Source organism: Pseudomonas oryzihabitans, from assembly GCF_024652905.1.
GTDB lineage: Bacteria > Pseudomonadota > Gammaproteobacteria > Pseudomonadales > Pseudomonadaceae > Chryseomonas > Chryseomonas benzopyrenica.
On record NZ_CP102428.1, the window covers coordinates 3,160,127 to 3,185,411 of the forward strand.

21 protein-coding genes and 1 tRNA gene are annotated in these 25,285 nt (G+C 63.9%); 5 read left to right on the top strand and 17 right to left on the bottom strand.

What is annotated here, in order from left to right; translation table 11 throughout:
* Positions 1-33: 33 nt before the first annotated feature.
* The 15 genes from NRG74_RS14620 to NRG74_RS14690 all read right to left on the bottom strand — a co-directional run bounded on the left by NRG74_RS14620 (position 34) and on the right by NRG74_RS14690 (position 18,228).
* Complete coding sequence (locus tag NRG74_RS14620; protein WP_257704654.1) at positions 34-1,143, bottom strand: Gfo/Idh/MocA family protein; 1,110 nt, start codon at positions 1,141-1,143, stop codon at positions 34-36.
* Between the two features lie 173 nt (positions 1,144-1,316).
* Positions 1,317-2,342 carry an ABC transporter permease gene (locus tag NRG74_RS14625; RefSeq protein WP_007161522.1) on the bottom strand — a complete coding sequence of 342 codons (1,026 nt, stop codon included), beginning with the start codon at positions 2,340-2,342 and terminating at the stop codon, positions 1,317-1,319.
* 61 nt (positions 2,343-2,403) lie between these two features.
* Positions 2,404-3,957 (bottom strand): sugar ABC transporter ATP-binding protein, encoded by a 1,554-nt coding sequence (locus NRG74_RS14630; protein WP_064309334.1) that lies wholly within the window; start codon positions 3,955-3,957, stop codon positions 2,404-2,406.
* A gap of 47 nt (positions 3,958-4,004) precedes the next feature.
* Entirely contained in the window at positions 4,005-4,949 is a 945-nt protein-coding gene (locus NRG74_RS14635) for a sugar ABC transporter substrate-binding protein (protein ID WP_257704655.1), read from the bottom strand.
* A 148-nt stretch (positions 4,950-5,097) separates the two neighbouring features.
* Positions 5,098-6,324, bottom strand: a complete 1,227-nt coding sequence (locus NRG74_RS14640; protein WP_437181194.1) for a maltoporin — start codon at positions 6,322-6,324, stop codon at positions 5,098-5,100.
* Between the two features lie 190 nt (positions 6,325-6,514).
* The gene (locus NRG74_RS14645; protein WP_257704656.1) at positions 6,515-7,450 is read right to left on the bottom strand and encodes a sugar ABC transporter substrate-binding protein; all 936 of its coding nucleotides are present in this window, start codon (positions 7,448-7,450) and stop codon (positions 6,515-6,517) included.
* 133 nt (positions 7,451-7,583) lie between these two features.
* Positions 7,584-7,754, bottom strand: coding sequence for a hypothetical protein (locus NRG74_RS14650; protein ID WP_156522377.1), 171 nt, complete (start codon positions 7,752-7,754; stop codon positions 7,584-7,586).
* Positions 7,755-7,922: 168 nt separating this feature from the next.
* A complete protein-coding gene (locus NRG74_RS14655) occupies positions 7,923-8,987 on the bottom strand; it encodes a Gfo/Idh/MocA family protein (RefSeq protein WP_257704657.1) in 1,065 nt (354 codons plus the stop codon).
* Positions 8,988-9,052: 65 nt separating this feature from the next.
* Complete coding sequence (locus NRG74_RS14660; protein ID WP_064309337.1) at positions 9,053-10,063, bottom strand: Gfo/Idh/MocA family protein; 1,011 nt, start codon at positions 10,061-10,063, stop codon at positions 9,053-9,055.
* Between the two features lie 57 nt (positions 10,064-10,120).
* A complete protein-coding gene (iolD, locus tag NRG74_RS14665; RefSeq protein ID WP_184291906.1) occupies positions 10,121-12,058 on the bottom strand; it encodes a 3D-(3,5/4)-trihydroxycyclohexane-1,2-dione acylhydrolase (decyclizing) in 1,938 nt (645 codons plus the stop codon).
* A gap of 54 nt (positions 12,059-12,112) precedes the next feature.
* Positions 12,113-12,952, bottom strand: coding sequence for a TIM barrel protein (locus tag NRG74_RS14670; RefSeq protein WP_184291904.1), 840 nt, complete (start codon positions 12,950-12,952; stop codon positions 12,113-12,115).
* 34 nt (positions 12,953-12,986) lie between these two features.
* Positions 12,987-14,486, bottom strand: coding sequence for a CoA-acylating methylmalonate-semialdehyde dehydrogenase (locus NRG74_RS14675; RefSeq protein ID WP_257704658.1), 1,500 nt, complete (start codon positions 14,484-14,486; stop codon positions 12,987-12,989).
* A 48-nt stretch (positions 14,487-14,534) separates the two neighbouring features.
* Positions 14,535-15,350, bottom strand: coding sequence for a 5-deoxy-glucuronate isomerase (gene iolB, locus NRG74_RS14680; RefSeq protein ID WP_093254363.1), 816 nt, complete (start codon positions 15,348-15,350; stop codon positions 14,535-14,537).
* Positions 15,351-15,362: 12 nt separating this feature from the next.
* Complete coding sequence (gene iolE / locus NRG74_RS14685) at positions 15,363-16,265, bottom strand: myo-inosose-2 dehydratase (protein WP_257704659.1); 903 nt, start codon at positions 16,263-16,265, stop codon at positions 15,363-15,365.
* A gap of 25 nt (positions 16,266-16,290) precedes the next feature.
* Complete coding sequence (locus tag NRG74_RS14690) at positions 16,291-18,228, bottom strand: bifunctional 5-dehydro-2-deoxygluconokinase/5-dehydro-2-deoxyphosphogluconate aldolase (protein WP_257704660.1); 1,938 nt, start codon at positions 18,226-18,228, stop codon at positions 16,291-16,293.
* A gap of 232 nt (positions 18,229-18,460) precedes the next feature.
* Here NRG74_RS14690 and NRG74_RS14695 point away from each other — a divergent pair, with 232 nt between their 5' ends.
* The 4 genes from NRG74_RS14695 to NRG74_RS14710 all read left to right on the top strand — a co-directional run bounded on the left by NRG74_RS14695 (position 18,461) and on the right by NRG74_RS14710 (position 22,217).
* A complete protein-coding gene (locus NRG74_RS14695; protein ID WP_007161507.1) occupies positions 18,461-19,375 on the top strand; it encodes a MurR/RpiR family transcriptional regulator in 915 nt (304 codons plus the stop codon).
* A gap of 302 nt (positions 19,376-19,677) precedes the next feature.
* Positions 19,678-21,087: a sugar porter family MFS transporter gene (locus tag NRG74_RS14700; protein WP_064309344.1), complete on the top strand. Its 1,410-nt coding sequence runs from the start codon at positions 19,678-19,680 to the stop codon at positions 21,085-21,087.
* 51 nt (positions 21,088-21,138) lie between these two features.
* Entirely contained in the window at positions 21,139-22,044 is a 906-nt protein-coding gene (locus tag NRG74_RS14705; RefSeq protein WP_064309345.1) for a sugar phosphate isomerase/epimerase family protein, read from the top strand.
* Between the two features lie 96 nt (positions 22,045-22,140).
* Positions 22,141-22,217, top strand: a tRNA-Met gene (locus NRG74_RS14710).
* 186 nt (positions 22,218-22,403) lie between these two features.
* On the opposite strand, the gene otsA is transcribed toward NRG74_RS14710, so the two are convergent.
* Positions 22,404-23,852, bottom strand: a complete 1,449-nt coding sequence (gene otsA / locus NRG74_RS14715) for an alpha,alpha-trehalose-phosphate synthase (UDP-forming) (protein ID WP_068385111.1) — start codon at positions 23,850-23,852, stop codon at positions 22,404-22,406.
* A 1-nt stretch (position 23,853) separates the two neighbouring features.
* A complete protein-coding gene (gene otsB / locus NRG74_RS14720; RefSeq protein ID WP_257704661.1) occupies positions 23,854-24,612 on the bottom strand; it encodes a trehalose-phosphatase in 759 nt (252 codons plus the stop codon).
* 127 nt (positions 24,613-24,739) lie between these two features.
* Here otsB and NRG74_RS14725 point away from each other — a divergent pair, with 127 nt between their 5' ends.
* Positions 24,740-25,273 carry a hypothetical protein gene (locus NRG74_RS14725; RefSeq protein WP_068385117.1) on the top strand — a complete coding sequence of 178 codons (534 nt, stop codon included), beginning with the start codon at positions 24,740-24,742 and terminating at the stop codon, positions 25,271-25,273.
* Positions 25,274-25,285: the final 12 nt, after the last annotated feature.

The window sequence follows — 25,285 nt, forward strand, 5'->3', positions numbered from 1 at the left end:
TCACGCGGGATGAGCCCAGCATCCTACCCCAGACTAGAGTCTGACCCAGCGCTCCTCCTGGGCCGATTGCCGCGCGGCCTGGGCCAGGCGCTCCACTTCCCAGGCCTCCTGGAAGTCGACACCGGTATGCCCGGGGTTGCCGCCCAGGGCCTCCAGCAGCGAGCGGACCTCCAGGGTCTTGAGTTCGTTGTAGCCGAGCTGGTGGCCGGGCGCCGGGCAGAAGGCGGCGTAGTCCGGCAGGTGCGGACCGGCCAGCAGGGTACGGAAACCGGCCAGGCCCGGACGGTCTCCGACCTGGTAGAGGCGCAGTTCGTTGAGGCGCTCCTGGTCGAAGCTGAGGGTGCCGCGGGTGCCGCAGACCTCGAAGGCCAGGCGATTCTTGCGCCCGTGCTTGAGCCAACTAGTGGTCAGGGTGCCGCGGGCGCCATTGGCGAAACGCAGCAGCAGATGGGCCTGGTCGTCGATCTCCACCGCCCGGGGGCCACCCTGATGGGGCCGCTGGCCATGGGCGGTGTGCAGATCGGCGCAGAGCGCCGCCACCGGGCCGAGCAGGAAGCGCGCCAGCGACAGGATATGGCTGCCCAGATCGGCCAGGGCGCCGCCGGCCTGACGGGTCTCGCAGCGCCAGGTGAAGGGCCCCTGGGGATCGCCCATGAAGTCTTCGCTGAATTCGCCGCTGAAGCTGACGATCTCACCCAGTTCGCCGCTTTCGATCAGCTCGCGCACCTGCTTGAGCATGGGATTCTGCAGGTAGTTGTAGCCGACCCGATTGACCACCCCGGCCTGGCGCGCGGCGTCACGCATCTGCGTCGCCTCCTCCAGGCTCACCGCCAGGGGCTTTTCGCAGTAGACCGCCTTGCCGGCCGCCAGGGCGGCAAGGGTCATGGGCGCGTGCAGCAGATTGGGGGTGGTGATGGCCACCAGCTCGACCTGGGGATCGGCGATCAGGCGCTCCCAGTCGCAGCTGCGGACGAAACCCCAGGCGTCGGCGCAGCGGGCGGCGCGCTCCGGATCGGCGTCGGCCAGGGCCACCAGCCGCGGACGGACCGGCAGGCTGAAACTGCTCGCCGCGTGATGGAAGGCCTGGGCATGGGCATGCCCCATGAAGCCGGTGCCGATCAGACCGATGCCGATGTCGCGCATGTCGTTCTCCGTGAGGGTTGTAGAAAGACCCGGCCGGCCAAGCCAGTAGCCGGCCGGGTAAAAGGAAGGGTGGGTGCAGGCTCGCCCTCACCCCGGCCCTCTCCCGGAGGGAGAGGGGAAGAGCTGTCGGGTGCAGGCTCGGCCCTCTCCCAGGGAAAGGGGAAAATGCCAGCCTAGCGCTTGGCCTTGCGCTTGTTGCGGTACTGGTCGATGACCACGGCGACCACGATGATCAGCCCCTTGATGATGTCCTGGACGTAGGCGTCCACCCCGAGGAAGGTGAAGCCGCTGGCCATGGTGCCGAGGATCAGGGCGCCGATCACGGTGCCGGTGATGCGCCCTACCCCGCCCGCCAGGCTGGTGCCGCCGATCACCGCCGCGGCGATGGCGTCCAGTTCGTAGGACATGCCCATGCCGGCCTGGCCGGTGGCGGCGCGGGCCGAGGCCACCACGCCGGCCAGACCCGCCAGCAGGCCGGCGATGCTGTAGACGATGATCAGGTGCTTCTTGACGTTGATGCCGGAGATGCGCGCGGCCTGCATGTTGCCGCCGATGGCATAGGTGTACTTGCCGTACTTGGTGTAGCGCAGGGCGATGTGGAAGATCACCGCCACCACCAGGAAGATGATCACCGGCATGGCCCCGGCGCCGATGGCGGTGTAGTTGTCGGAGAGCATGCTGATCGGCTGGCCTTCGGTGTAGTAGCGCGCCAGACCGCGGGCCGAGACCATCATGCCGAGGGTGGCGATGAAGGGCGGGATGCCGGTGACGGCGATGATGCTGCCGTTGATGGCGCCGGCCAGCAGCCCCACCCCGAGGCCGGCCATGACCGGCACCCAGACCGGCAGGTCGGTCAGCGAGGGAAACACCGCGCGGCCGAAGTCCGAGGTCTGGGCCAGACTCGCCGCCACCATGGCCGACAGCGCCAGCACCGAGCCGGAGGAGAGGTCGATGCCGGTGGTGATGATCACCTGAGTCACGGCGATGGCCAGCAGGCCGATGATCGAGACCTGCAGGATCATCAGCACCAGGCGCTGGGAATTCATCAGGAAGCTCTGGTCGCGCAGGACCCAGCCGAAGGCCTCGAAGGCCAGGCCGATGCCCAGCAGCACCAGCAGGATGCCCAGCTCGGTGGGGATGCGGCGCCGCGGGCGCGCGGTGGGTAGCTCGGCGGTTTTCTTGTCCAGGAGGGCACTCATCTTGTTCTACCTCGTTGTAGGCCGGAGGCGGCGGGTAGGCACCCGCCGCGCATGACGCGCGCTAGTGCAGTACGGGATTACCCGAGGCCAGGTGCATGACCCGCTCCTGGGTGGCTTCGCCGCGATCGAGAAAGCCGGTGACGGTGCCTTCGTGCATCACCATCACCCGATCGCTCATACCCAGGACCTCGGGCAGTTCGGAAGAAATCATGATCACCGCCAGGCCCTCGGCCGCCAGCTTGGCGATCAGCCGGTAGATCTCGGCCTTGGCGCCGACGTCGATGCCGCGGGTGGGCTCGTCGAGGATGAGGATGCGCGGGCGGGTCATCAGCCAGCGGGCGATCAGCGCCTTCTGCTGGTTGCCGCCGGAGAGATTGGCGATGCACTGGTCCAGCGAGGGCGTCTTCACCCGCAGCTGCTGGCGCATCTCCTCGCAGAGCTGGTCGAGGCGCTGCTGCTGCACGAAGCCGCCGCTGGCGAAACCCTTCAGCACCGCCACCTCCATGTTTTCCCCCACCGACAGGCAGGGAAAGATGCCGGTGTCCTTACGGTCTTCGGTCAGCAGCGCCAGCCCTTTCTGGATGGCGAGACAGGGATCGTTCATACGCACCGACTGGCCGTCGATGCGGATCTCGCCAGCGGTGGCCGGGGTCACGCCGAACAGCGTCTCGGCGACGTTGGTGCGCCCCGAGCCCATCAGCCCGGCGATGCCCAGCACCTCGCCGGCGCGCAGGTCGAATGAGACGCCGGAGAACACCCCATCCAGCGCCAGGTCGCGCACCGACAGCAGCACCTCGGCGCGCGGCGCGGTGCGCTCCGGGAACAGCTGGGTCAGTTCGCGCCCCACCATCATGGCGATCAGGCCGTCGCCGTTCATGCTGTCGGCGCGCTGCAGGCCGATGTATTGGCCATCGCGGAACACCGCGACCTCGTCGGCGATCTGGAACACCTCGTCCATCTTGTGGGTGATGTAGACGATGCCCTTACCCTGGGCCTTGAGGTCGGCGATGATGGAAAACAGGTGCGCCACTTCGGTCTCGGTGATGGCCGAGGTGGGTTCGTCCATGATCAGCACATCGCTGTCGTAGGACACCGCCTTGGCGATCTCCACCATCTGCCGTCCGGCGATGGACAGGCTGCCCACGCTGTCTTCCGGATCCAGGGCGATGCGCAGCCGGTCCAGCAATGCCTGGGTCTGGTGACGCATCTTGCCGTGGTCCACCAGGTGCAGGGCATTGAGTGGTTCGCGACCCAGCCAGATGTTCTCGGCAACGGTCATGAAGGGCATCAGGTTGAGTTCCTGGTGGATCATGGCGATCCCCGACTGCAGCGCCTGCAACGGTGTCTCGAAGCGCACCGGCACGCCGCGCAACCGCACTTCGCCGGCATCGGGCTGGTAGATGCCAGCGATGATCTTCATCAGCGTCGACTTGCCCGCGCCGTTCTCGCCCATCAGCGCCAGTACGGTGCCGGGACGCACCCGCAGCTGCACGTGGGACAGCGCCTTGACGCCGGGAAACTCCTTGGTGACATCGACGATTTCCAGCAGGTATTCGCTGGGCGCGGCCGTGGCCGATAGCGGAATTACAGCCGCAGGGGTGGCAGGACTGAGCATGATCACGATCTCCTCGCCGGCCGTGCTGAGCCGGCCGGCGGTTTAGGTCATTGACGCTGGAACTGCTGATAGTTGTCCGGGGTGACGAGATGCACCGGGATCCAGAGATCACCCTGCAGCGCCTGGTGCTGGGCCAGCTTGACGGCAGCGTCCACGGCGCCGTTGCCCATGGCCACCGGATCACGCAGCACCGTCACGGCCAGCTGCTTGCGCGCGATAGCGGCGAGGCCATCGGGAGTGCCGTCGATACCGCCCACGGGAATGTCCCGGCGACCGGCGCGCTGCAGGGCCATGGCCGCGCCGATGCCCATCTCGTCGTTGTTGGCTGCCACGGCATCGATCTCGCGTCCGCCCAGCAGCCAGTTGTTCATCAGGTCCAGCCCCTTCTCGCGCTGCCAGTCGCCGGACTGCTCCTCCACCACCTTGATATCCGGGTACTTGGCCAGTACGTCCTTGACGCCGGCCGTACGCTTGCGGGTGTCGTCATGGGCCAGGCGGCCGAGAAGGATGGCGAGGTGGCCCTTGCCGCCCATCTGCTTGGCCAGATACTCCATCTGCAGCTGGCCGATGGCGCGCTCGTCGGTGCCCACGAACACCACCCCGGCCGGGAAGCTCTCCACTTCCGGGCGGCTGTTGAGGTAGACCAAAGGGATGCCGGCGGCAGTGGCACGCTGGGTGATCTTGCGGGTAGCCGCGGTATCGGCTGGATTGACGATGAGCACATCGACCTTCTGGGCGATGAAGTTCTCGACATGGCCAAGTTGACGGACCACATCACTGGCGGAGTCTTCCACCTGCAGGGTGGCACCGCCCTCTACCTGTTTGGCACGGTCCTGCATGGCGCGGACCAGGTAGGCGATGTAATTGTCGAGATTGCCGACGGTAACGCCGATGCGCAGCTCCGCCAGGGATAGACATGGCAGCGAGGCCAGGACTAAGGCGAGTAGCAGACGACGGAAAATGGACGGACGGGCAGCGGGGCTCTGAAACATCGACATCACCTACTTATTGTTGGAGCGGCGGTACACGGCGACCCGTGCCCGCCTTGGCGGTCAATGACTCGCAATCTATTAGAAAAAAAATTCCATATCAATAGAGTTTGGAATTTTAATAGCTGGCATCGACCGGTCGTACCCTGGTCTACCAGGAATGCTCGAGTTGTACGCCGAGATTGGCGCCATCCAGCGAAGAACCGAAGCTGCCGGTATCGGAAAGCGCCGATCCCGCCGCCAGCAGGTTGGCCGCGTCCTGGGCTGCGCGATTCCACTTGGCATAGGTCACGTAGAAGCGAACCTCGGGATGGGCGTTCTTGAAGGTCAACCCGCGCGGCGACCAGGTCGGCGCGAGGGTCAGCTTGGTCAGCTTGCGGGTACCACCGGGTGCCTGGACCTGGTCGTAGCCAAGCTCGGTCGCCAGCTTCCACTGCTCGGCGAAGCCATAGACGGTCCGGCCGCCGGTGGACAACCAGTGCTGGTCACCCGTATCGCGCTTGTCGGTCTGGTAGACGAGTTGCAACTGACCACCCCAACGCGGACCGATCTGCCAGTCGAAGAACTCCACCAGGCGATAGCTGGCTGAGTCGCGTCGGGTGCCGATGTCACCGGTGGAACCCAGCGCTACCCCGGGCCCCTCGCCGTATTGCAGGGCCAGCGTATTCACCCCACCCCAATTCAGGAAATTCTGCTGCTTGTGCTGGGCCGTCACCGACCAGCCACTGTGCGCGTCCTGCATGTTCGATGGCTTGTCGATGTAGCTGGCGCCCAGTTCCAGCAGGCCGTTGGGGTTGGTCTGGAAACCGGCCACGTTGAAATCGTAGCGGCTGATGTAACGTGTCTGGTCGAAGTTGTCCTTGCGGGAGAAGGCCAGGCTGTATTTGAGATCCCCAATGGGGATGTCTTCCAGGCCGCCACCGGTAGCACTCTGATTCCAGTAGAAGAAGTCGGAGATATCGATGGAGTTGCGCTTGTAGTAACGGCGCCCCGCCCAGACCGCGCCGCCGTTGAGGGCCTGTACGCCGTTCCAGTAGGCATAGCCCTGGACCAGACGGGTCCTGCCGAAGTCGCCGTCGAAGCGCGGCGTATGGTCATAGGCGTTGTATAGCTGGACCATGCCATAGAGCCCAAGACGCGAGCCGTCGTCGAGCCTGAGCAGATCGTGGGACAAGGCGAGTTCGGCCAACTGCTCGCATTCGTTGCCCAGACGAAACTTGGAAGACGCTCCTGGCAGTTGAAAACACTGCTGGGACTGCGACCCCGTGGACGTCCCCAGACCGCCCCTCAGGTAGCCGGAAAAATCCAGGCCGTGCGCCAGCGGCAGGGTGCCACCCAACAAGCCCGTCAACATGACCCTGGTGATAGCTCTGTTCATCATGCTCTCTCTATTTTTTATTTATGAGGCGAAACGTACCGGCGCACTGCAGGGCGCCTGTCTTGAGCGAGCCATTGCCGGCCCGGAAGCCAAACGCCGCCCAGCCGCTCGCGGAGCACGGGTCCAGGACTCGTGCTCGCGGCGGTGGCTAAGGCGTAAGGGTTTGGAGCGACTGGAGCGAGGCGGACTATCAGTCCTTCAGACGTTGCTGAAAACTGTCGACGTTCTCAGGGGTGATCAGCTGGTAAGGCACCCAGACGTTCTGCTCGACCTTCTCCTTTTTCGCCAGCTTGATCGCTGCCTCGACCGCGCCATTGGCCTGGCCCTTGGCATCCTGGAACACCGAGACCGCGAGCAGGCCACGCTTGATCGCCGAGAGGCCATCCGGGGTGCCGTCGACGCCGCCGATCAGTACCGAGCCCTTGGCCTTGCCGGCCTGCTGCAAGGCCATGGCCGCGCCGATCGCCATCTCGTCGTTGTTGGCGGCCACGGCATTGAATTCCTTGCCGCCCAGCAGCCAGTTGCTCATCAGGTCCATGGCCTTGTCGCGCAGGTAGACCGCGGACTGCTCTTCCACCACCTTGATGTCCGGATACTTGGCCAGGACCTCTTTCACGCCCTTGGTGCGGTTGTGCGTGGAGTTGTTGGCCAGATCCCCCAGCATGACGACGACACTGCCCTTGCCGCCCATTTTCTCCGCCAGGTACTGCATCTGCAGGGTGCCGGCCTCCAGATCGTTGGAGGCTACGGTGACCACACCTTCAGGCAGCTTGAGTTCATCCGGTCGACGGTTGACGTAGACCAGCGGGATGCCCGCCTTGACCGCGGCCTCGGTGATGTTGCGAGTAGCAGCGGTGTCGACCGGATTGACGATGATGGCGTCCACCTTCTGGCTGATGAAGCTCTGCACCTGGTTCAACTGCTTGACGACATCGGCGCGGGCGTCCTCGAACTGTAATTGGACGTGCTCGCTCTTGGCTTTCTTGGCCATGGACTCACGCAAGTAGGTCAGCCAATTGTCGTCGAATTGCGACATGCTCACGCCGACCTTGAGATCGGCCAAGGCGGACGTGCTGGCTACGAGCAGGGAAAGCGCCAGGGTGGCAAAACGGATTTTCATGCGCATCGAGATAGCTCCAGTCGTTATTGTTTTATTGCGGTGGTAAGGCTTTTTGCTGGCGATCGGATGCCCACGCGCCTGTAGCCAGGCGCGCGGCTATCGAGATAAGGCATTGGGAGGCGGCCACAGGCCGCCCAGGTCAGCTCGATCGGAAGAGCACGGCTGCTCCAGGCGAGGCGCAAAGCACCACGCCCTGGCGCTCGTGGCAGAACAGCCGACCCAGCAAGGCGAGCAGCCGTGAATCCCGCCGAATGCGCAGGCGGTGAACGGCGAAGAGCGGAAGATGGGTGGAGTGTGCGGAGGAGTTCATGTCGCGGCACCTGTCATTATTGTTGTCGGGACGCACCTGACGTGCGCAGTACCCTGGTGACTCGTTACAGCAACTGCATCTGACTTTATTGGAAATTTAATTCCATAACAAGATAAAAATAGAATTCAAAATCTACGCGAGACAACTATCCAGGTCTTGCTTCGAGCTTCACGACGCCCGCTCGAATGCCTGAGCGTCAGGCCGCGAAGGGACGGACGCTACCTTCACTGCCTGCCCATCCAGGGCGCTCTGGCGCGCGGCATCCAGCACGACCTGACAGGCCAGCGCCTCGCGGGTGGAGACCGGCGGGGCACTGCCTTGGGTCAGCGTCGCCAGCCATTGGGCATAGAAAAGGTCCCAGCGACCGCGTTCGCTGGGTATCCGTTCACGCTCTTCGCCCCGACTGAGCCAACCCCAGCGCTGATGCTCTTCAGCCCCCCAGTTGCCTTTCTCGCTACGCGGCGAAAGGCCCTGCAACAGCGCCTGAGTCTGTCCATCCAGCCCCTCCACCGTGTAGACGCCCTCCTCGCCCACTACCCGCAGACGCCAGGGGCAGCCCTGCAGACAACTGCCGGAAAGATGCGAGATCACGCCGCTCTGGTGCTGCAGGGAGATGAAGAACTCATCGTCCCGCTCGGGATCACCCTGATGGAAAAGTACCTCGGCATACACCTGAGTGACCGGCCCGAACAGCGTCAGCGCCTGGTCCACCAGATGACTGCCAAGATCGCGCAGCAGCCCACCACCGCTGGTGGCGCCGGCCTTGTGCGGCTCATCCACCTGGATGCGCGACTCGAAGATCCGCACCGGGCCCAGAGTACCTTCGCGTAGCAATTTAGCGACGGTGAGTACATCCGAGTCCCAACGACGATTCTGGTAGACGGTCAGAGCTACCCCGGCACACTCGGCCGCCTGCACCATGTCCTGGGCATCCTGAAAATTGAGCGCGAACGGCTTGTCGCTTACCACGGGAATGCCGTGCTGGATCGCCTCCAGAACCAGGGCCTTGCGCTCGGCGACCGGCGCTGAGATCACCAGGGCATCTATCCCGGCGGCGATCAGGCTGGCCAGGTCATCGTGGCAGGCCACCCCGGGATGATCCTGAGCCACCTCGGCACGCCGCTGCGGGGAACGGGTGACGACGCCGACCAGCCGCGCGCCTGCGGTACTGGCGATCAGGGGGGCATGAAAGAAACGGCCACCCAGGCCATAGCCGACCAATCCGATACGCATGGTTCGATTCTCCTCGTGTAGCAAAGAAAAACCCCCGCAGGCAGCGCGCCAGCGGGGGTCGGGACTCAGCCGTAGAAGGCTGGCCGAGTCGGCAGGGTGATGGGCACGATGGTGCCGCTGCGCTGGGCATTGACGCAGGCATCGCCGGTCACCGCAGCGATGTAGCCGTCCCAGGAGGACGGCCCGGTCAGTTGGCCGGCCTTGAGATCGTCGATGAAGGCCTGCAGCTCCACGTCATAGGCCAGCAGGAAGCGCTGCTTCCAGTCCACCAGAATCTCGTTGGACAGCTTGGCGTCGCTGCGCAGCTGCACCGAGGAGGGCTCCGGCAGGCGGGCAATGCCATGCTCGCCAACCACCTCGCACTGGATGTCGTAACCGTACTGGCAGTTGACGAAGATCTCGACGTCGATACGTACCCCCTTGGCCGTCTCCAGCAGGACCACCTGGGGATCCTTGAGGTGCGCCAGAGCCTGTGAGGTCTTGCGTGGGAAGACCACCTGGGCCGACACATACTGATCGTCCAGCAGCCAGGCCAGCACGTTTATCTCGTGGATCAGGGTATCGGTGATGGCCATGTCGGTGGTATAGCCTTCGCCCACGCTGGGATTGCGGTGTGCGGCATGGATCATCAACGGCTCGCCGATCCGCTGGCCATCGATCACCGCCTTGAGCTGGCGATAACCGGCGTCGTAGGGACGCATGAAGCCCACCTGGACCAGACGCTTGCCATGGGCCTGCTCGGCTTCGACGATGCGCTTGCAACCTTCCGCGGTCACCGCCAATGGCTTTTCGCAGAACACCGGCTTGCCGGCGGCGATGGCGGCCAGCACGTACTCTTCATGGGTCGGGCCCCAGGAGGTGACCACTACCGCCTGGACGTCCGCTGCGCCGACCAGGGCGTGGCCATCTGGATAGACCTCGGCGGTAATGCCTTCCTCCTGGACAACCCGGGCGGCCTGTTCGAGGTTGATGTCGGTTACCGCCACCACACGGCTGCCCAGCAGCTTGTGGCTGAGACGACGGATGTGTTCGCGGCCGATGGCGCCCGTACCGATAACACCGATGTTCAAGGTCATGACTTCTGTTCTCCGATTGAAATTGTTGTTACGTGAGAAAGCCGGGGACGAAAGCGATCAGTACTGGCGAGCCTGGGCGGTCTTCTCCTTGAGCATCTGCGAGACGGCAGCGATCTTCTCGCTGGTGGAAACCTCGGCGCCGCCGACGCGCCACCAGGACAGGTACTTGTGGATCATGGTCTTGGGCAGCACCTTGATGTCGATCAGGGTAGAGACCTGTTGCTGGCGGGCATCGGCCAGGGCGGCATCAAGCTCTTCCAGCGTCTTCACGCGATAGGTCTTGCAGCCGTAGGCGGCGGCGCTCATGGCGAAGTCCACCGGCACGAAGTCACCGTCGAGCTTGCCGGTCTCCGGATTGCGGAAGCGGAACTCGGTGCCGAAGCTGCCCATGCCGTGTTCCATCTGCAGGTTGTTGATGCAGCCGAAGGTCATGTTGTCGAGCAGCACCACATTGATCTTGCGGCGCTCCTGGATGGAGGTGGCCAGTTCCGAGTGCAGCATCTGGTAGGAGCCGTCACCGACCAAGGCGTAGACCTCACGCTCGGGTTCAGCCAGCTTCACGCCCAGGGCGGCGTTGATCTCGTAGCCCATGCAGGAGTAGCCGTATTCCAGGTGATAGGTATTGACCCCCTTGCTGCGCCAGGCGCGCTGCAGGTCACCGGGCAGGCTACCGGCGGCGGCGACGATGACGGCGTCGTCGTCCAGCCGTTCGTTGAGACGGCCGAGCACCTGACTCTGGGTGAGCGAAGAACCTGTCAGCTGGACGAAATCCTCCAGCACCGCTCGCGGCAAGTCGTCGTCGATCTCCGGTACGAAGTCGGGCGCGTCGTAGCGTGCGGCGTAGACCCGATCGATTTCCTGCCGGTATTGCTCACGGGCCTCGCCCACTTGAGCCCCCCAGTCGGCGCGATAACCGACAGCGTCCAGGGCCTCGGTCAGGGCGCTGAGGGCTTCGCGGGCATCGGCCACCACGGCCAGGCCGTCGAGCTTGCCAGCATCGAAGGCGGCCACGTTGAGGTTGAGGAACTCCACCTCGGGATGCTGGTAGAGCCACTTCGAGGAGGTGGTGAAATCGGTGTAGCGCGTACCCACGCCGATGATCAGATCCGCGTCCTTGGCCAGCAGGTTGGCGGCCAGGCAGCCGGTCTCGCCGATGCCGCCGACATTGAGTTCGTGGCTGGAGACGATGGCGCTCTTGCCGGCCTGGGTCTCGGCGAAGGGAATCTCGAAGCGCTCGGCGAAACGCTGCAGGGCCTCGGCGGCGCCGGAATACTTCACCCCACCGCCGCAGATCAGCAGCGGCTTGCGCTTGCGCTTGAGCAGCTGCACCGCCTCCTCGATGGCGGCGGCCACCGGCGGCCGCCGATCCAGACGGTGCACCCGCTTGGCGAAGAAGTAGTCGGGATAGTCGTAGGCCTCGCCCTGGACATCCTGGGGCAGCGCCAGGGTCACGGCACCGGTCTCGGCCGGATCGGTCAGCACGCGCATGGCGTTGATCGCCGCGCTCATCAGCTGCTCGGGCCGGTTGATGCGATCCCAGTACTTGCTCACCGCGCGGAAGGCATCGTTGGTGCTGATCGACAGGTCGTGGAATTGCTCGATCTGCTGCAGCACCGGATCGGGCTGGCGACTGGCATAGACGTCACCGGGCAACAGCAGCAGCGGAATGCGGTTGGCAGTAGCGGTGGCCGCGGCGGTCAGCATGTTGGCCGCGCCCGGACCCACCGAGGAGCTGCAGGCATAGATCTGCCGACGCAGCTTCTGCTTGGCGAAACCGGTGGCGGCATGGGCCATGCCCTGCTCGTTGCGCCCCTGGTGCACCACCAGGTCACCGGCATCCTGCTCCAGCGCCTGGCCCAGGCCCAGTACGTTGCCGTGACCGAAGATGGTGAAGACGCCGGCGACGAACTTGGTTTCCACGCCGTCGACGCTGAGGTACTGGTTATCGAGGAACTTCACCAGGGCCTGGGCCATGGTCAAACGTTGGGTGCTCATGGATTCACCTCTTCGATCTAGAGACTCCCGGGAGTTATCCACCCGGGAGGCGCGTCACCCGGCGACAGCTTCGCCAGCCACCTGTTTTTCCAACAGGGCTACGCTCTGCGCTAGGGCTGATTGCGGATCAGCGAGTGCATGGACGCTGGCAGCGAAGGGCTCGAACGAGAGATAGCCGCGGTAACCGTCGTCGAGGAGGTGCTTGATCTGCTCTGCGTTGCCGAGAATATCCGCCTCACCTACCAGTACCCGGTGCGCATCGCGAATCTGATTAAGAGGCAAGTCCGCATCTTCAACGCCGGAGATGTGCACCAGACCAGTCAGCTCGGCGAAGAACTCGGTCTCGCCCGCCAGATGATGGTGGAAGGTGTCGTGCACCAGACGGAACACGTCCAGTCCGCCAACCGCCTTGATGGCCTCCACCGCCTGCCGCTTGAGGCGCAACGAGCACTCTTCGAAACCCAACGGTTCGACGAAGCCGAGGATGCCGTGGTCGCGCAGAATGGGGGCCAACTCGCTCAGGGCCGTGCGCAGGTCACGGGCACGCTGAGCGGCGTCGCGGCTGTCGGTACGGTCATTGAGCGGGCACATCACCAGCCCCTCGGCGCCACAGGCCTTGGCATAGGCAGCCAGTTTCAGCGTCTGGGCGCGGCGTTCGTCGTTCCAGACGTCGAAGGGATAGAGGGCGTTGATGGACAGAAGGCGAATACCCTCGCCTTGGCAAAGGTCACGAACCCGCTCTGGTGGAGTGCCATCATCTATTTCCACATCATTGAGATCGTTACGGATTTCAATGGCGTCACTGCCCATGGCCTTGGTCAAGCGAATGAACGCCGAAAGGTCCAGAGAGGGGGCAACGATTCGATTGAAGGCAAAACGCAGCGGCTGACTCATTTGTTCTTGTACTCCAGGGGCGTTGAGGTTGGGGTCACTTGGCGGTGGGCATGCTGAATTCGGCGCCCTTGGCGATGCTGTCGGGCCAGCGCTGCATCACGCTCTTGTAGCGGGTGTAGAAGCGCAAGCCTTCCTCGCCATAGGCGTGGTGATCGCCGAACAGCGATCTCTTCCAGCCACCGAAGGAATGCCAGGCCATGGGCACCGGGATGGGTACGTTGATGCCGACCATGCCCACCTTGATGGTGCGGGCGAAGGCGCGGGCGATGCCGCCGTCGCGGGTGAAGCAGGAGACGCCGTTGCCGAATTCGTGGGCGTTGATCAGGGCCACCGCGCTGGCGAAATCCGGCACCCGCACGATGCCCAGTACCGGACCGAAGATCTCTTCCTTGTAAATGGTCATTTCCGGAGTCACGCCATCGAACAGGGTGGCGCCAACGAAGAAGCCGTTTTCGGCGCCGGGCACCTTGAAGTTGCGGCCATCGACCAGCAGCTTGGCACCCTCCTCCACACCTTTCGTGATATAGCCCTCCACCTTGGCCTTGTGCTGCCCAGTTACCAGCGGCCCCATGTCGGCATCGGCTTCCACGCCGTTGCGCACCCGCAGGGCATCGATGCGCGGCAGCAGTTTCTCGATCAGGGCATCGCCCACCTCACCCACCGCCACGGCGATGGAGATGGCCATGCAGCGCTCGCCGGCCGAGCCGAAACCGGCGCCGATCAGGGCGTCGGCGGCCTGGTCCAGGTCGGCGTCGGGCATCACGATCATGTGATTCTTGGCACCGCCCAAAGCCTGGACGCGCTTGCCGCGGCGGGTGCCTTCCTGGTGGATGTATTCGGCGATGGGAGTGGAGCCGACAAAGGAGATAGCCTCCACGTCCGGATGCTGCAGGAGGGCGTCGACCGCCACCTTGTCACCCTGGACCACGTTGAACACGCCATCGGGTAGGCCGGCCTGCTTGAGCAGCTCGGCCAGCAGCAGGCTGGCGGACGGATCGCGCTCGGAGGGCTTCAGGATGAAGGTATTGCCGGTGGCCAGCGCCATGGGAATCATCCACAGCGGCACCATCACCGGGAAGTTGAAGGGGGTGATGCCGGCGCACACGCCCAGCGGCTGGCGCAGGTTCCAGTTGTCGATGCCGCCACCGATGTTGTCGCTGTAGCTGGTCTTGGCCAGGTGCGGCGCGCCGCAGGCAAATTCCACCACCTCGATGCCGCGGGTCACCTCGCCCATGGCGTCGGACAGCACCTTGCCGTGCTCGCGGGTGATCAGCGCCGCCAGTTCCTCGTGGTGCTGGTCGAGCAGCTCCTTGAAGCGGAACAGGATGCGCGAACGGCGCAAGGCTGATTGCTCGGACCAGGCACGAAAGGCCGCCTTGGCCGCCGCGACGGCCTGCTCCACGGTCTGCGCCGTAGCCTGGGCGACGCAGGCCTGGACCACGCCTTCGGCCGGATTGAAGACGTCGCTGAAACGCTCGGCCTGGGCCACGATCTCGCCGTTGATGTAATGCCCGATGACGGGGGTTTCGCTCATGTGCTGCATCCTTGTGTCTGAGCCGCCGTGCGGCTGATGAAGGGGGACTTACCGCTCCAGCAGCCACTCGTGCTGCGGATCGTTGTGGAATTTCCAGACGCGCTTGGGGCCGGCCATCACGTTGAGGTAATAGGACTCATAGCCATAGGGCACGCTGACCGGGTGATAGCCGCGCGGTACCAGCACCACGTCGTGGTCTTCCACCGCCATGGCCTGATCCAGGTCGCGCTCGTCGGTGTAGACGCGCTGGAAGATGAACCCCTGCCCCGGATCGATACGGTGGTAGTAGGACTCCTCCAGCAGACTTTCCGAAGGCAGGTTGTCGCGGTCATGGCGATGGGGCGGATAGCTGGAGGAATGCCCGGATGGAGTGCGCACCTCCACCACCAGCAGCGAATGGGCCGCCGCCGTATCCGGCAGGATGTCGCAGACATAACGGGTATTGGCGCCCTTGCCACGGGTGGATCTCTGCATGCTCGCCGGCTCGATCAGCCGCGGTGGCAGCCGGTCTGCCACCACCGGATTGCCGGGCGAGGTGCAGACGGCCACTTCAGCGGCGCTGTCGGCGGTCACCCGCGCCTCGCTGCCGGGCGGCAGGTAGGCGGCATAGGGCGAGACGTCCTCGAAGACGCTCTGGCGACCGGCCAGTCCGCGCCAGGCGAAGTCGCCCAGTTGCGGATGCCCGCCTTCGATACTGGCGCCGCCGCTGAGCAGCACGATGCAGACTTCCAGGTCACCCGCCACCACCGGCAGGGATTCCCCCGGTTGCAGGCGGTGAGCGGCGAAGCCGACGTAGTCAAGAGCACCGTCCGGGACATTGACGATGTCGCGGGCGCTACGGTCGGCTTTGACGAGCAGATTCATCGCAGTTCCTCCTCAGGCAGTGGCCTGCGCCACCAGCTGGCGCAGATGGTCGTAACCTTTCTTGGCGTATTCGTAGGCCGGCGCCACGGCCGGGTCCTGCTCGGCTTCCACCACCAGCCAGCCTGAATAGCCGGCGGCCACCAACACCTTGAGCAGCGCCGAGAAGTCGATGTCGCCATCCCCCGGCACGGTGAAGGTGCCGTTGAGGATGCAGTCCGGAAAGCTCCACTGGTTGTTGCGCGCCAGCTGTACCACGTCCTTGCGCACGTCCTTGAAGTGCACGTGACAGACCCGGTCGATGTGTTGCTGCAGCACGCTCAAGGGATCGCCACCGCCCATGTAGCAATGACCGGCATCGAACAGCAGGCCGACGTCCGGGGAGGTCAGTGCCAGCAACCGGGCGATGTCCTCAGGCGATTCCACGTAGGCGCCCATGTGGTGGTGATAGGCCAGGCGCACACCCTGGCTCAGGGTGAAGGCGGCCAGCCGATCGAGCTTCTCGGTATAGGCCTGCCAGGCGGCGTCGTTGTGGAAGCGCGGCCGTTCGATCAGCGGCACCCGCTGACTCTGAATCGACCCGGCCACCTCGCCATAGACCAGCACCCTGGCGCCGTTCTCGGCCAACAGCCGGCAGTGTGGGCGGATCGCCTCGATCTCGGCCTCGACATCACGGTGCGCCAGGCCGCTGGAATACCAGCCGGACACCAGCTCCAATCCGTGCTGACCCAGCACCTCGCCCAGGGCCTTGGGCTCGCTGGGAAACTTGCCGCCCAGCTCGAAGCCCTGGAAGCCAATTTCCTTGCCCTCGCGCAGGATGGTCTCCAGCGGGGTGTCACCGCCCAGGGCCGGCAGGTCGTCGTTGGCCCAGGAGATGGGATTGATGCCGATCTTGAGTTGTTGTTGTTGTGCAGTCATGTCAGCCCTACTTATTGGATAGCGATCAGGCGCGAGCGGCGCGCCAGGCCTGGATCAGGAATTCGAAGGTGGCGCGCACCTGGGCGATCAGCCCGGCATCGTCGATCTCACCGGCGAGCCAAGCCCGACTCGGTTGGCCGAAGATGGTCCGGCCCACGGCAAAGCCGCGGCAGCGGGTACTGGCACTGGCCTGACGAAAGCCTTCGGCCAGTTCCTCGGCCGGGGCGTTGAGGCCCAGCAGCACTACGCCTTGGCAATGGGGATCGCGTTCGGCGATCAGGGCGTCGAGTTGCTGCCAGACACCGGCCGGCTGGGCCTCGATCTTCCACCAGTCGGGGTAGATGCCCAGGTTGTACAGCCGCTTGATGGCGCGGTAGAGCACGTCGGGCCGCGTGGACGCATGGTTCTTCGGCGGGATGACCTCCAGCAGGAGTTCGTGACCGCTGGCCTGGGCCGCCTGGTACAACCCCCTGAGCTGGGCCTCCTGCTCCAGCCGCAACAGTGGCTCGTCATCGGGGTGGAATTGCACCAGGCACTTGATGATCTGCTCGTCCGGCCAGCTCAGCAGGGTGCTGCCCACCGAGCGGCCATGCTCGAAGGCCAGCGGCCGCGAATTCTGCAATTCCACCGGGCGGGCCACCCACCAGCCACGGCCGGTGGCGGCATTCAGCGCATCCTGACCGAAGCGCTCGTCGGCCAGCAGCCCGACATCCGCCGCCACGCCCTGGCACGCCAGCGCCTGCTCGACCTCGGCAATGGCCTGAACGAACAACTGCTTGAGTTGCGGAATGCGCGCCGGATCGGCCCCCACCTGCTGGGCGCTTTCCACCAGCTGGTAGCGGTGATCGAAGGCGAAGATGAACAGCGGCTGCCAAACGCGGCGGCGGACGCCGACCCGGTGCAGGCGAGTGAGCACGGGATCGAGGTCCGGCCGGGTGATGGGCACCGGGCTGTGGTGGAGGTAGTCCAGTTCGGCCAGAGTCGGCATGGCCGGGGCGCAGCCATGGCGCGATACCACCAGTCCACCGCAGGCATTGGCCAGCCGGCAGCATTCGGCATCATCGCCACCGGTCAGCCAGCCACGCAGGAAGCCGGACATGAAGGCATCGCCCGCCCCCAGCACATTGAGCACCTCGACGCGGATGCCGCGATGGATCTCGCCCTCCTCGAGACGCGCCGGGATGGCGCCGTGGAGCACCGTGCAGCCCTGGGCGCCGAGCTTGACCACCAGGGTCGCCGCGGTCACCTCGCGCACCCGGCGCAGGGCGGTGAGCAGGTCTTCGCTGCCCCCGGCGATCTGGAATTCCTCTTCGGTGCCCACCACCAGGTCGAAGCGCGGCAGGATGCGCTGCACATGGGCGCTGACCTCGGCGCTGGCGATGAAGCGGGTCTCGCCATCGGCCTTGCCGGTCAGCCCCCAGAGCACGGGGCGGTAATCGATGTCCAGCACCCGCTTCACGCCATTGCGCTCGGCGTAGTCCAAGGCTCGGCTGCTGGCCTGGAACACGCCCTCGGTGGAGAAGTGGGTACCGGTGATCAACAGCGCTTTGGCGCTGGCGATGAAGGCCTCGTCGATGTCGTCCACGCCCAGCGCCATGTCGGCGCAATTTTCGCGGTAGAACACCAAGGGAAAGGTTTCGCGGTCCTTGATGCCCAGCAGCACCATGGCGGTGAGGCGCTCCCGATCCACCTGGATGCCGCGGGTATCGCAGCCTTCCTGCGCCAGCGTCTGGGTCAGGAAGCGCCCCATGTGGTCGTCGCCGACCCGGGTCAGCATCGCCGACTTCAGCCCCAGACGCGCGGTGCCGAAAGCGATGTTGGCGGAGGATCCCCCCAGGTACTTGGCGAAGCTGCTGACGTCTTCCAGCGGCGCGCCGATCTGCTGCGCATAGAGGTCGACGCCCAGCCGCCCGAGGCAGATCACGTCGAACTGGCGTCCACTGGCGAAGAAATTGTCACCCATTGGTGGCTCCTGCTTATTGTTATCGGCCGACCGTTCGTACCCGAGGGCCGAATACGTTTTGAAGTGAGCTCAGGCTAGAACGCCGCCACCAACAAATCAACAAAAATTCCACATGAGTATTTATGGAATTTAATTTCCATATCCGGAAGACGCCTGGACCGGTACCTGACTTCGACGCCACCCGCCGAATGGGTTAAGTTGCCGACATAAGAATCCCACCGTGAGATTGCCCATGCCCTCTGATTCCCTGGCCGACGACGTTACCAGCAGCGCTCCGCTGGCCGATCCGCCTGGCAATGTCGAGCAACTGCTGGCCTGTATCACCCGCGATTACGACGCCCTGCCACGCCAGCTCAAGCGCGTTGCGGCCTATGTCAGCCAGCAGAGCGACAGGGTCATGGTCGATCGCATCAGTGACATTGCCAGCCAGTGCGAAGTCCATCCTTCAGCCATCGTGCGCTTCTCCCAGCGCTTCGGTTTCAAGGGCTTCAGCGAAATGCAGGCACTGTTTCGCGAGGCCTACACCCACAAGACCACGCCGGTGCAGAACTACCAGCAGCGCATCCGCAACATGATCGCCAACAAGAGCCAGCGGGCCAGCAGCGGCGATCTGGCTCGCGAGTGCATCAACGCCACCCGCTCAGGCCTGGATCGACTGGCCGAAGAACTGGACGACGCCGCCTTCGCCAAGGCCGTCGACCTGCTGGTGAACGCCGAGAACATCTATGTGGTGGGGGTGCGGCGCTCCTTCGCTGTAGCCGATTACCTGGTCTACAACCTGCAGCACACCAACAAGCGCATCCACCTCATCACCGGGCTGGGCGGCGGCTATCGCGAGCAGATGCGCAGCATCGCCCAGGGCGACCTGCTGATCGCCATCAGCTTCAGCCCCTATGGCAAGGAAAGTCAGCAATGCGTGCGCATTGCCCAGCACCACAAGGCCAAGACGCTGATCATCACCGACAGCAACCTCTCGCCCCTGGCCAAGCGCGCCAGCGCGCTGCTACTGGTCAATGAAGGCAGTGCCTTCGCCTTCCGATCGTTGAGTGCCACCCTGTGCCTCTGTCAGGCGCTGTTCCTGGCCCTTGGCTATCGCCTGGAATTGAAGATGGATGAGATTCAGCTGACTCAGGAAGAAGACGACTAGCTTGATAAGGGCGGGCCAGAGCAGACCTTCCGCTCTCAAAGAAGCCTCGTCCATTTTTTAGAAAATATTTTCTAAAAGGATATAAACGATATTTTAATTGCATGAGCGAAGACCTGTGCCTAGGATGAGGCCAAGCCTTTCGATGGCCGATCACTCCCGCGCCTCGGTCGACAAGAACAACAAGGAGTCCTCATGCCCATGCCCCCTCACCGCACGCTGTCAGTCCAAGCCCTTCCGCTCGGTCGGCCGCCCTCAGCTCTCGCCTAGTCCCCCTCTTTTCACGACTCGTCGAGGCTCTTTCCATGGAAACCAGCAAGATCGCTCTGGCCGGCACCGCATCGCCCGCCGGTGCTACCCCCAGTAGTCGCAAACTCCAGGTCATCACCACCATAGCCACCTTTGGCGGCCTGCTGTTCGGCTACGATACCGGCGTCATCAACGGCGCCCTGCCTTTCATCAAGAACGACCTGCAACTGACCCCGCTCACCGAAAGCCTAGTGGTCTCCTCACTGGTATTCGGCGCAGCCCTGGGCTCGATCGTCAGCGGACGTTTTTCCGACGCCCATGGCCGCCGGCGCATCATTCTGCTGCTCTCGTTCATCTTCATGCTGGGCACCCTGGGCTGCACCTTCGCGCCCAATACCGCCACGATGGTGCTCGCCCGCTTCGTGCTTGGTCTTGCCGTGGGCGGCGCCTCGGTCACCGTGCCGGTCTACCTGGCCGAGATGGCTCCCAAGCATTTACGCGGGCAGCTGGTTACCCGTCAGGAGCTGATGATCGTCACCGGTCAGTTGCTGGCCTTCACCAACAACGCCCTGATCGCCAATTTCTACGACGGCGACCACACCTGGCGCTGGATGCTGGTGATCGCCACCCTTCCCGCCATCGTGTTGTGGATCGGCATGCTCAGCGTGCCGGAGAGCCCACGCTGGCTGGCCTCCAAGGGACGCTTCGGCGAGATGTTGCGCACCCTGCGCCAGATTCGCGAGGAGCACCACGCTCAAGCTGAAGCTCGTGAAGTTCGCCAGCAGGCCGAAGACGACGCCCGCCAGGGTGAAGGTGGCTGGGCCGACCTCAAGACCCCCTGGATCCGCCGCGTCTTTCTCATCGGCCTGGGCATCGCCGTCACCCAGCAGATCACCGGGGTCAACTCCATCATGTACTACGGCACCCAGATCCTCACCGATTCCGGATTCGCAACGAAGGGCGCTCTGATCGCCAACGTCGCCAATGGCGCCATCTCGGTGGTGGCCACCTTCGTTGGCATCTGGTTATTAGGCCGGGTCAACCGCCGCCCCATGCTGCTGATCGGTCTGCTCGGTACCACCTCCTCGCTGCTGCTGATCGGGGTGCTGTCCCTGATCCTCGAGCCGGGCCTTACCCGCGGCTTCGCCATTCTCTCCCTGACCGTGGCTTTTCTGGCTTTCCAGCAAGGCGCCATCTCGCCAGTGACCTGGCTGATGCTGGCGGAGATCTTCCCCATGCGCATCCGCGGCTTCGCCTTGGGCATGTCCGGCTTCGTACTGTGGCTGGTCAACTTCCTGGTGGGTTTCTTCTTCCTGCAACTGGTGGCCTGGTTCAGCATCTCCACCACCTTCTTCCTGTTCTTCGCGCTAGGACTGGTGGCCTTGACCTTCGTGTTCCGCTACCTGCCAGAGACCCGCGGCCACTCGTTGGAATCCCTCGAACGCTACTTCCGCAAGCTGGGCTGATGCCACTGCTCGCCATTCACCTTCAAGATCATCGTATCCAGGAGTCATGCCATGAAGATCGCCATTGATCCCTACATGTATCGCAACCTGAGCCTCGCGGAGACCTGTCGGCGGGTAGCGGAATCCGGCTTCGAATATCTGGAGCTCTCGCCGAGGGAAGACTTCCTACCCTGGTGGAAGCGTCCGCGAGCACATTCGGAGCGCATCGCCGAACTCAAAAAAGCGCTCAAGGACCATGGTCTGCAGGTCGCCTCGCTACTACCCATGTACCGCTGGGCCAGTCCCCACGAGGACGAACGCCAGGCCGCAGTCAATTACTGGAAGGAAGCCATCCAGGTAGCGGTGGAGCTAGGCTGCGACACCATGAATTCCGAATTCGGTCGTGGTCCCTCGCCCGAGCGCGGTCACAAGATCAGTTGCTGTGGCGGCAGCCATAGTCATGAGTCCAGTGAAGCGGCCTGGTGGCGCTCGATGGAAGAGCTGGTCCCGATCTTCGAGCGCGAAGGCATCACCCTGAACATGGAGCCGCATCCGGAAGACTGGTGCGAGACGTTGCATCCGGCCATCGACATGCTCAAAAGCATCGGGTCCGCCAACGTCAAATTTCTTTATTGCGCGCCCCACACCTTCTACTTCGGCGACGACATGGCCCAGATGATCGCGGATGCCGGCTCGCTGATCGGCCACGTGCACATTGCCGATACCTGGAACCACAAGGCTTCCTCAGGCCTGCGCTATATCGTCAATCCGCCAGGTGCCCAGGTAAGCGTGCATCAGCATATGAACATGTACCAGGGCGAGATCGACTGGGACCTGTTCTTTTCCTCGCTGGCCAAGGTGGGTTTCGACGGCATCGTCACGTCCTGTGTGTTCGGCTGGGAAGAACGCGCCGATGAGTCGGGGCGCTTCATGCGTCAGGAGATTCAGAAGTACGTAGACAAGCATTGGTTACGCTGAGACAGCGCCGCGCAAACGCTTGATCGACAAACAGAAATTTCTTGAGCAGAAGGCTTGACAGCCACCGGCGCCTTGCCAATAATGCGCGCCTCGGATGGCTACGTAGCTCAGCTGGTTAGAGCATAGCATTCATAATGCTGGGGTCCGGGGTTCAAGTCCCTGCGTAGCCACCACCTATTTCCAAGGGTCAGCGTAAGCTGGCCCTTTTTTATTGCCCACGAAAAAGTCCACCGTGGCACCGCTTTTAGTCCCCTCTCCCTCCGGGAGAGGGCCAGGGTGAGGGGCCTTTCACTCCGGACCTCAGCCTCGCCCCATGAAAAAGCCCGACCTAAGCCGGGCTCAATCGCACCGCGAAAAGCTTACAGGGCGACCTTCTGCTTGCTGTCGACCTCTTCGCTAGCCGCGTCCTTGGTCTCGATGGACTGCACCAGCGCCTTGGAGCTGAAGGCGCGGAGGTCGCGCAGGAAGTTGTCGCGCCAGGAGGCCAGATCCGCCTTGCGAATCACCCGCATCATGTCTTCGTAGCGCGACTTGCGCTCTTCCAGCGGCATGCGCAGCGCCCGGTCCAGTGCCTCGGCCATGCCGACATGGTCATAGGGGTTCACGATGAGCGCGGAATTGAGCTCGCGCGCCGCGCCAGCGAAGCGCGACAGTACCAGCACGCCGGGATTCTCCGGATCCTGGGCCGCCACGTACTCCTTGGCCACCAGGTTCATGCCATCTCGCAGCGGGGTCACCAGACCCACGTCGGAAGAACGGAACAACCCCATCACCGTGCGCCGGTCATAACTCTTGTTCAGGTAGCGGATCGGTGTCCAGTCCAGCTCGGAGAAGTGGCCGTTGATATGGCCGGCATGGCTTTCCAGTTGGCGGCGGATGTTCTGGTAGGAGACCACGTCCGCCCGCGACGAGGGCGCGATCTGCACGAACTGCACCGCCCGATGATGCTCGGGGAAATGCTCCAGCAGCTTTTCGAACGCCTGGAAGCGCTCCACAAGCCCCTTGGAATAGTCGAGCCGGTCGACGCTGACGATGGTCTTGTAGGGCACGCCCTCGATGCTGCGCGAGATGAACTGGCGCCGCGTACGATAGGACTCGGCCTGCTTCTGGATGACGTCCGGCATCACGCCAATGGGATAGACGCCCACGCGGAAGTTGTGGCCATAGGCGGTCAGACTGCCATCCTTTTCCAGCACGCCGCGTACTTCGCGGGTGATGTAGTCCTGGAAGGCCAGCTGGTCGGTATCGGTCTGGAAGCCGATCAGGTCATAGAAGCACAGGGTCTTGAGCAATTCGTTGTGCGGCGGAATCGCGGTGAGGATTTCCGGCGCCGGGAAAGGAATGTGCAGGAAGAACCCGATACGGTTGCGAATGCCCAGCATGCGGCAGGCTTCGGCGAAGGGAATCAGGTGGTAATCGTGCACCCAGATGATGTCATCGGGCTTGAGCAGGGGCTTGAGGCGCTCGGCCATGGCCATGTTGACGCGTCGATAGCCGTCGTACTCTTCGCGGTTGTAGCGCGCCAGATCGATCCGGTAATGGAAGATCGGCCAGAGTGTGGCGTTGGAAAAGCCGCGGTAGTAGTGGTCGTAGTCGCGCTTGGTCAGGCCGAAGGTTACGTAGTCGATGTTGTCCTTGGTCTGGGTCTTGGCCGGCCCGTTTTCCTTGACCGTCTCGCCGTTCCAGCCGAACCAGATGCCACCCGACTTGCGCAGGGCGTCCAGCACGCCCACCGCCAGACCACCCGCGGTCGCCTTGCCTTCTTCGATCGGGGCTACCCGATTCGATACCACCACTAAACGGCTCATCCTAATCTCCTTGCTTATAATGTGGCGCGAGGTCGCGGCTCAGCTGTTGCAGCCAGAGGGCTACCGCTTGGACCGAAGGCAGGCGGGTCTTGGCGACCGTCTCCCCCTCCCCCACCTTGACGGTCAGACCGCCTCGCGCATTGACGACAGCGAACCCCTCTTCATCGGTGCGATCATCACCGAGAAACACCGGCAGGCAGCCGGCAAAGGGTTCCAGTTCGAGAAAACGGGCGATGGCTTCGCCCTTGCTCGCCGCAGCGGGCTTGAGTTCGAAGACGCACTTGCCCGGCTGCAACTTGAATTCGGGATGGTCGGCCGCGATGCCTTCGGCCAGTTCGCGTACCAGGGCTTCCTTGTCCGGCGCCTGGCGATAGTGCAGGGCGAAGGCCACGCTCTTGCGTTCGAGCAGCAGGTCCGGATGTTCGGCCAGGGCCGCTTCTAGACGGGCACCGACTTGCGCCAGCATCTTAGCGTCCAGGGTCACGCGATGAATCTCGCCCTGGGGATCACGCCACTCGGCGCCATGCACGCCGGCCGCCGGCAATTGCAGCGGCTGGGTGAAGCCATCGATTTCGGCTAGCGGGCGCCCGGAAACCACGGCGACGCCATGGTGGCGCGCCAGCTGTTCGAGGGCGGCGAGGGTTTCGGCGGGAATGAAAACCTGTTCCGGACGTGGCTGCAATTCTGCCAGGGTGCCATCCAGATCGAAGAAGAAGGCCAGCGGTTGGCCCGATGAGGTGAGGCTGTCGAGGTCGATCATGGAAGGTACGACTGCCGGGTCACCGTATGGTTCGTTCACACCTTCCGGCGGTGCCGAGGAATTCCCCTTGCCGACGCGTAGTCGGATTCAGGGAGATGCTCTAGCAGCCCTGCCTTTGGAGACCACCATGAACAAGCCCGACATCACCAAGACCCCCGAAGAAATCGATGACATCCAGGACCGCATGGGCGACATGCGCGAACTCGACTTCAGCGAGCGTAAGGACGAGCGCGGTGGTCGCATCGGCGACGAAATGGACGAGCGCGACTATGAAGGCCAATTCCCCGAGGAGCGCGTGCGCCAGGCCGGCATGACCGGTGGCGAAACCCTGGATCATCAACCGACCATGGACGACGCCAGTCCGGAAACCCTGCTGGACGAGACCGGCGCCCGCTCGCCGACCGACTACGGCGATGCCTGGCCCAATGACAAGGAGCTGAGCGTGGTCGAAGACACGGACATCGGCGGCGGCTCGGGTCAGGACGAAGCCGAACTTGGTCGCAGCCATCCCCTGGACGGCCAGGCGTGGGACGGCGAGGCCGACGAGCCCAACGAAGCCGAAACCCAACGGGACGCCCGCTACGCCGATCTGGACGCCAACGACGAAGACCTCGCCGGTGACACCAGCCTGGATCTGGACGAAAAACGCGCCGATCACTGAAACCGCTGACGG